General features: G+C 38.6%; 9 protein-coding genes. 6 read left to right on the top strand and 3 right to left on the bottom strand.

Going from position 1 to position 6,802, the window contains the following annotated elements; genetic code table 11:
• Positions 1-169: 169 nt before the first annotated feature.
• Positions 170-598, bottom strand: a complete 429-nt coding sequence (gene arsC, locus FTV32_RS08545; protein WP_035264681.1) for an arsenate reductase (glutaredoxin) — start codon at positions 596-598, stop codon at positions 170-172.
• 82 nt (positions 599-680) lie between these two features.
• Between arsC and FTV32_RS08540 the strand changes: the two genes are divergently transcribed.
• The 3 genes from FTV32_RS08540 to arsH are packed head-to-tail and all read left to right on the top strand — an operon-like array spanning position 681 to position 2,750.
• The gene (locus tag FTV32_RS08540) at positions 681-995 is read left to right on the top strand and encodes a metalloregulator ArsR/SmtB family transcription factor (RefSeq protein WP_035264683.1); all 315 of its coding nucleotides are present in this window, start codon (positions 681-683) and stop codon (positions 993-995) included.
• A gap of 4 nt (positions 996-999) precedes the next feature.
• Positions 1,000-2,040 (top strand): ACR3 family arsenite efflux transporter, encoded by a 1,041-nt coding sequence (gene arsB / locus FTV32_RS08535; RefSeq protein ID WP_035264685.1) that lies wholly within the window; start codon positions 1,000-1,002, stop codon positions 2,038-2,040.
• A gap of 5 nt (positions 2,041-2,045) precedes the next feature.
• Positions 2,046-2,750, top strand: coding sequence for an arsenical resistance protein ArsH (gene arsH, locus FTV32_RS08530; protein WP_035264925.1), 705 nt, complete (start codon positions 2,046-2,048; stop codon positions 2,748-2,750).
• Between the two features lie 183 nt (positions 2,751-2,933).
• Here arsH and pyrE read toward each other — a convergent pair whose 3' ends face one another.
• Positions 2,934-3,584 carry an orotate phosphoribosyltransferase gene (pyrE, locus tag FTV32_RS08525; RefSeq protein WP_035264688.1) on the bottom strand — a complete coding sequence of 217 codons (651 nt, stop codon included), beginning with the start codon at positions 3,582-3,584 and terminating at the stop codon, positions 2,934-2,936.
• Positions 3,585-3,622: 38 nt separating this feature from the next.
• Between pyrE and FTV32_RS08520 the strand changes: the two genes are divergently transcribed.
• A complete protein-coding gene (locus tag FTV32_RS08520; RefSeq protein ID WP_092766525.1) occupies positions 3,623-4,441 on the top strand; it encodes an exodeoxyribonuclease III in 819 nt (272 codons plus the stop codon).
• Between the two features lie 431 nt (positions 4,442-4,872).
• The gene (locus FTV32_RS08515) at positions 4,873-5,223 is read left to right on the top strand and encodes a Spx/MgsR family RNA polymerase-binding regulatory protein (RefSeq protein WP_035264692.1); all 351 of its coding nucleotides are present in this window, start codon (positions 4,873-4,875) and stop codon (positions 5,221-5,223) included.
• A 48-nt stretch (positions 5,224-5,271) separates the two neighbouring features.
• Here the strand turns inward: FTV32_RS08515 and FTV32_RS08510 are convergent, their stop codons facing one another.
• Entirely contained in the window at positions 5,272-5,709 is a 438-nt protein-coding gene (locus FTV32_RS08510) for a DUF2147 domain-containing protein (RefSeq protein WP_035264927.1), read from the bottom strand.
• A 143-nt stretch (positions 5,710-5,852) separates the two neighbouring features.
• Between FTV32_RS08510 and FTV32_RS08505 the strand changes: the two genes are divergently transcribed.
• Positions 5,853-6,767, top strand: a complete 915-nt coding sequence (locus FTV32_RS08505; RefSeq protein WP_035264694.1) for an alpha/beta hydrolase — start codon at positions 5,853-5,855, stop codon at positions 6,765-6,767.
• The last annotated feature ends 35 nt before the right edge of the window (positions 6,768-6,802 follow it).

Raw genomic sequence — 6,802 nt, 5'->3', positions numbered from 1 at the left:
TTAAGTTCTTTATCCGACATAGACACCAACATATCAAACCGTCCGCTAAGAAAATTGCAAAAGTGCATATTCTAAAAGCGGACATTTTTACTTTGGAGAAACCGGACATTTCTACTTTGGGCTTACATTTTGATTTCGCATAACGCCCATTATGTTAAATGAGGCGGATTTATTTAATCCGCTTACCATTTTTATCGATGATTATTTCACCATCTTCTTTAGTAAAAGCACCTATTTGAGGTGCAGATAAAATATCTAAAACGAGTTCAGATGGTCTACAAAGTTTTACACCGATCTCAGTTACTACGAATGGACGATTAATCAAAATTGGATACTCAAGCATAAAATTAATGAGCTGTTCATCTGTCCAGTGTGGCTGATCCAATTTATGAGTTTCAAAAGGTTCTACATTTTTACGAATAGCTTCATGTACAGAAAGACCTGATTTTTCAATTAAATTAATCAGTTCTCTCTTGCTCGGAGGGTTGAGAAGATACTCAATAATTTCAGGTTCCTCTCCGGTATTTCGAATTAAAGCCAGTGTATTTCTTGATGTTCCGCAAGCAGGGTTGTGATAGATCTTAACTTTTGATGACATTGGATTAACTCAAAGCTTAGTAATATTGCATTTATATATGGATATGCGTATATTCGCAATAGCATATATTGGAGTGTAGATGATGGATCAAGCAGATTTCTTTAAATGCCTATCTGACCCGACACGTCTAGATATTTTAAAAATTATTTTAGCAAGACAAAATGTATGTGTTTGTGAAATCACAGAGATATTACAACTGAGCCAACCCAAAATTTCTCGTCACTTGGCTTTACTCCGTAACCTCTCAATTTTGCTAGATGAGCGCAAGGGACAATGGGTGTATTACCGATTAAATCCTGATTTACCAGAATGGGTAAATGCAGTGCTCAATGTCTTAAATGATGAAGTACTGAATAAACCTGCAAGCAACTTATCTATCTCTATGCAATGCGAGTAATTCAATGTCCGGATCAAAGCTCTCATTCTTAGATCGAAATCTAACGCTATGGATTTTTATTGCCATGGCATTAGGAGTAGGTATTGGTGTATTTTTTCCTCAAGCATCTGTGGTACTCGATCAATTAAGCATTAATTCAGTGAATATCCCTATCGCAATAGGGCTTATTTTGATGATGTATCCACCACTTGCCAAAGTAGACTATGCGACTTTGCCTAAAGTCTTTGAGGACAAGCGAACCCTTACATTATCTCTCGTTCAAAACTGGCTAATAGCACCTTGCTTAATGTTTGGTTTGGCAATCATTTTTTTACATGCCTATCCTGAATACATGACTGGCCTAATTCTCATAGGCTTAGCCCGATGTATTGCGATGGTCCTCGTCTGGAACGATCTGGCATGTGGGGATAATCAATATGTCGCTGCCTTAGTCGCGTTTAACAGTATCTTCCAGATCTTATTCTTTAGTACTTATGCCTGGTTATTCTTAACCTTCTTACCACCATTCTTTGGGGTAGAAGCACAAATCATTAATGTGAGCTTTTGGACAATTACCCATGCTGTTCTTATTTATCTAGGTATTCCGTTCTTACTTGGGTGTTTAACCCGACTGATTTTGGTTAAAAAGAATGGTTTGGCTTGGTATCAGGATAAATTTATCCCAAAGATTAGCCCAATCAGCCTTATTGCCCTTTTATTCACGATTGTAGCCATGTTCAGTCTTAAAGGTGGTGAAGTGATTAGCCTTCCTCTAGACGTGCTTAGAATCGCTATTCCTTTGACAATTTACTTTGTTGCGATGTTCTTCATCAGCTTCTTTATGAGTAAGTGGATGGGCAATGATTACCCTAAAACGACTGCTATTTCCTTTACTGCGGCAGGCAACAATTTTGAATTAGCACTGGCTGTAGCGATTGCCACTTTTGGATTAGCTTCACCTGTAGCTTTCACAACCGTGATTGGTCCGCTTGTTGAAGTTCCTGTATTGATTGCTTTAGTGACAGTGTCGCTATGGCTTAGAAAAAAAGTGTTTAAAGAGGCATGAGTCGAATGAACCTACCAAATATTGATCCTAGTCTTTTAGAAAAACCGACTTTAGAAAAAGTTCAGGCAAAGAACCTTAAACATCCACCAAGAATACTGCTTTTGTATGGCTCAAATCGTGATAGATCATATAGCCGTTTAGCTGTTCAGGAAGCTGGTCGAATTCTTGAATATTTTGGTGCGGAAGTGAAAATCTTCCATCCAAAAGGGCTACCCCTCCCTGAAGATGGTGATATGCAACATACAAAGGTTAAGGAACTCCATGAACTCTTAGCATGGTCAGAAGGCATGGTGTGGTGCTCTCCTGAGCGTCATGGCTCAATGAGTTCGATATTGAAAGCTCAAATTGATTGGATTCCATTAGCAGCGGGTGCAATCCGTGCAACGCAAGGTAAAACCTTAGCTGTAATGCAAGTGTGTGGAGGTTCGCAATCCTTTAATGCTGTAAATCAATTACGTATTTTAGGGCGTTGGATGCGTATGATCACGATACCAAATCAGTCCTCAGTCCCTAAAGCATTTCTAGAGTTTGAAGAGGATGGTCGTATGAAGCCTTCTTCTTATTACATGAGGATTGTCGATGTGATGGAAGAACTTTATAAATTTACGCTTTTAACCAGGGGACAGTCCTCATATCTCACAGACCGTTACTCTGAACGTGTAGAAAGTGCAGAAGAGCTTTCAAAGCGTGTGAATCAAAAGAGTATCTAGATTTCCTAAAATTAACATAATACACCTTATGCGAAATGATTTTTTATTAAATACAAATCAATAACTTATATCAATATAAAAAACCCAGACCTATAGATCTGGGCTTTTTTATAGATTCTTCAAGTTCCACGCTTATTTATTAAGCAATGTTTCACATTAATATTAAGTAGAACTTTATAAGACTTAGATTCCGTACTTCACACGGTACGCTTCCATTTTCGCTAAAGCATCTTTGTCGCCTTTAGCATCTAAGTAATCCATTAAATCTTTCATTGTGATAAGCGCATGCACAGGAATTTCAAGCTCTTTTTGAACTTCTTGAATCGCAGACAATTCACCCTGACCTTTTTCTTGACGGTCAAGCGCAACCAATACACCCGCTATTTGCGCGCCTGCATTTTTTAAAATGGTCACAACTTCACGAATGGCTGTACCCGCAGTGATTACATCATCAATGATCCATACCTTTTTACCTTCAACTGAAGCACCAACTAAAACCCCCCCCTCACCGTGATCTTTAACTTCTTTACGGTTGAAGCCCCAAGGTACACTTACACCGTGGTTTTGTGACAATGCCACAGCCGTTGCAGCGACAAATGGAATACCTTTATACGCAGGGCCAAAAATCACTTCAACATTATCACATTCAGTTAATTTTGCTGCATAGCCAGAAGCCAAGCCAGTTAAGGCTTCACCGTCATTTAACAAACCGGCGTTGAAAAAATAAGGACTCACACGACCTGATTTTAAAGTAAACTCACCAAATTTAAGCACACCACGTGATAATGCCAGTTCGATAAAAGCTTGTGGATTAAATGCCGCTTGCGCTGTCATGAGGTGCTCCATTTATTAAATTGAGGTTAAACTCGAGCATGATACCAAAGAGTAGCTATCCTAGTGATCAAAAAATTTTACGTGTCGTATCAATCAACGTAAATGGTCTTCGTTCTGCAGAAAAAAAAGGAATTTTTGACTGGATGGCAACTTCAGATGCCGATGTCATTTGCATGCAAGAATCCCGTATTACACACGAACAATGGACAGATAAATTTAAGCCAGAAGGTTGGTATACACACCTATTCCCAGCTGAGCGTCCTGGCTATGCTGGTACCGCAATCTATAGTCGTTTGCCGTTTATCTCAGTTACCGATGGTCTGGGTTTTGAATTGGCTGATTCACAAGGTCGTTTTATCTCAGCAGAATTTGATCTAGGCTTAGAGAAAACAGCTCATATTTGCTCACTCTATTTACCATCAGGTTCTTCTGGTGAAGAAGCACAAGCACGTAAAGATCACTTCCTAAATGAATACAAGCAGATCTTGAAACAATGGCGTGATGAAGGTAAATCTGTGATTGTTTGCGGTGACTACAATATCGTACATAAACGCATTGATATTAAGAACTGGTCAGGCAATCAAAAAGCTTCAGGTTGTTTACCACATGAACGTGCATGGCTCGATCATATTTATGATGATTTAGGCTATGTCGATACCTTCCGTGAAGTGCGTAAAGAAGCAGAACTTTATTCATGGTGGTCAAACCGAGGACAAGCCCGTGCCAAGAACGTGGGTTGGCGGATTGACTATCAAGCTTGCTCACCAGATTGGAAAGATCGTACTGTGAATGCATGGGTATATAAAGAAACGTGGTTTAGCGATCATGCCCCTGTCATTATCGATTATAAAATTTAGTGCCGTGCAAACTGAGTGAACAACTGTTTACTAAATGTACGCTAATTGCTCACAAATCTTGTCGTGTTAACGTATTTTTATTCCGACTAATTCAGTGCATTATTGTCGCACGGCACAGGGACATGTCAGGATGACAATAGGGATTGGAAGCCGTAGGATGAAAAGAAAATAAATTTCGGTTTATTTTCCAAGGATGAAGACATTGGACGTTGAATTGAGACCCGCATGATCAGGATGATTTAATGCGGGTTTTCTCTATTTAAAAGATCAATACAAATTTTAAGATAAGAAATTTTCCACCATTTTATTGATAACCACCATGAAGCCACACTGTAGATTTCAAACCTATTTAAAATATTCTGATCACATTTATGTTTTTGCGTAAATTTTGCTAAGCTCTAGACTGATCACAATGAATAAGACTGTTAGAGATGATTAAAGTTTACGGCATTAAAAATTGCAACTCGATGAAAAAAGCATTCGATTTACTCAATGAGTTGGGGCTTAGTTATGAGTTCCACGATTATAAGAAACAAGGTATTGATGCTGAAACAGTACAAAAATGGCTAAAGGATCTTGGTGCTGAACTTGTCCTCAATAAAAAGGGAACGACTTGGCGTAAATTGTCTGAGGAAGATCAACAAATTGCCCTTGCATCTGAACAGGGTTTGATTGAAGCACTGACTACACATACGAGCCTTATTAAAAGACCAGTGATCACTACTGAATCAGGCTATGTAGTAGGTTTTGATGAGAATGCGATAAAAGCATTAAAGAAATAAGAAATAAAAAAAGCCGAGCAACTACTCGGCTTTTTTATGAATCTTAAATTAGTTCACGCGTACCCAAGTTTGGTTACGACCAAGCGCTGATACGCCGATGAAACCACGAAGTTCGAGCTTTTGACCACCGTCTTTCAATGAACCCTTCAATTTGTAAGTTTTTCCAGATTGTGGGTCTAAGATTGAACCACCATCGTAATTCGTTCCACCTACATTTTTAAGACCCTTCACAATGGTTAAACCTTTTAAAGATTTCTTGTGATAGGGACCTTCACAGTTCGTACATGAATTTTCTTGACCCGGTGTGACAACACTCTGAATCGTTGCATTCAATGTTCCGTTTGGCTGTTCAGTGAATTTTACAAAAGCTTTAGCTTTTTTAGTTTTCTCATCAATCGTATTCCACACGGTACCATTGAGTGGATCTGCAGCATTTGCAAATACTGCTGAAGCGAGTAATCCTAACGCTAGTGCAATTTTTTTCATTGTTTTTTGTTTCCCTTGCTGAATTGACTTTAATATTATTAAAAATTGATAACATTTAAGCAATTTTTGAATGTGACTATTTAGTGTACCATTGTAATGCTGTGTGCTGATAATAAACATAATTTCATTAATATGGAAAAACAATGAAGATCAATCCGGTTTTGAAACAATACATAACAGAGTCTTTTTTAAAAACGAGTCTTCGCTTTCCGAGTCGCTTTAATCTTCCCCCCACCGTACTTCGTGTTGCCTTAGAGCAGATGACGCGTGTTTTTCCACAGTCCAAAGATGTCAGTATTCGCAAACTAAGAATCGCAGGTATTCGTGCCGAAGAAATTTTGCCTCAACCTGAAACGACTCAGCTCATTTTTCACATTCATGGTGGCGCATTCTTTTTAGGATCGTTAAATACACATCGCGCATTGATGACTGAAATGGCACTTCGGACTCAAATGCAAGTGCTACATATCGATTACCCTCTTTCACCTGAACAACGTTTCCCCGATCTCGGAGAAGCAATCTATGATGTGTACCAATTATTGGTAGAGCAAGGTGCTCAACCGAAAGATATTATTTTATCTGGCGATTCTTGTGGTGCCAATTTAGCACTTGCACTGGCTTTACGTTTAAAAGAAGAAAATCCAAAACTTCTTCCAAGTGGCTTGATTTTAATGTCACCCTTTCTTGACTTAACTTTGACCAGTGAATCTCTACGCTACAATCAAAAGCATGATGCTTTATTGTCAATTGAAGCTTTAGAAGCAGGCATAAATCATTATGTTCCTAAAGGTGTAGATGTCTCAATTCCCGAAATTTCCCCAATTTTTGGAGATCTCAAAGGATTGCCACCGACATTGGTTCAGGTGGGTTCAAAAGAAATTTTGTTAGACGACTCTACGCGATTTGAAGAAAAGGCTAAAGCAGCTGGAGTAGATGTTGAGTTTAAGTTATACACCGGTATGTGGCATAACTTCCAAATGTTTAGCGCTTGGTTTGATGAAGCAAAGCAAGCTTTGACCGATATCGCAGAGTTTGCCCATCGTTTGGATAAAGACTGATTGAATCAAAACTGAAGTAAACATAAAAAAGAGTA

It is taken from the genome of Acinetobacter sp. YH16032 (assembly GCF_013417345.1).
In the GTDB taxonomy this organism is placed as follows: Bacteria; Pseudomonadota; Gammaproteobacteria; order Pseudomonadales; family Moraxellaceae; genus Acinetobacter.
This window is presented reverse-complemented; position numbering and strand designations above follow the sequence as displayed.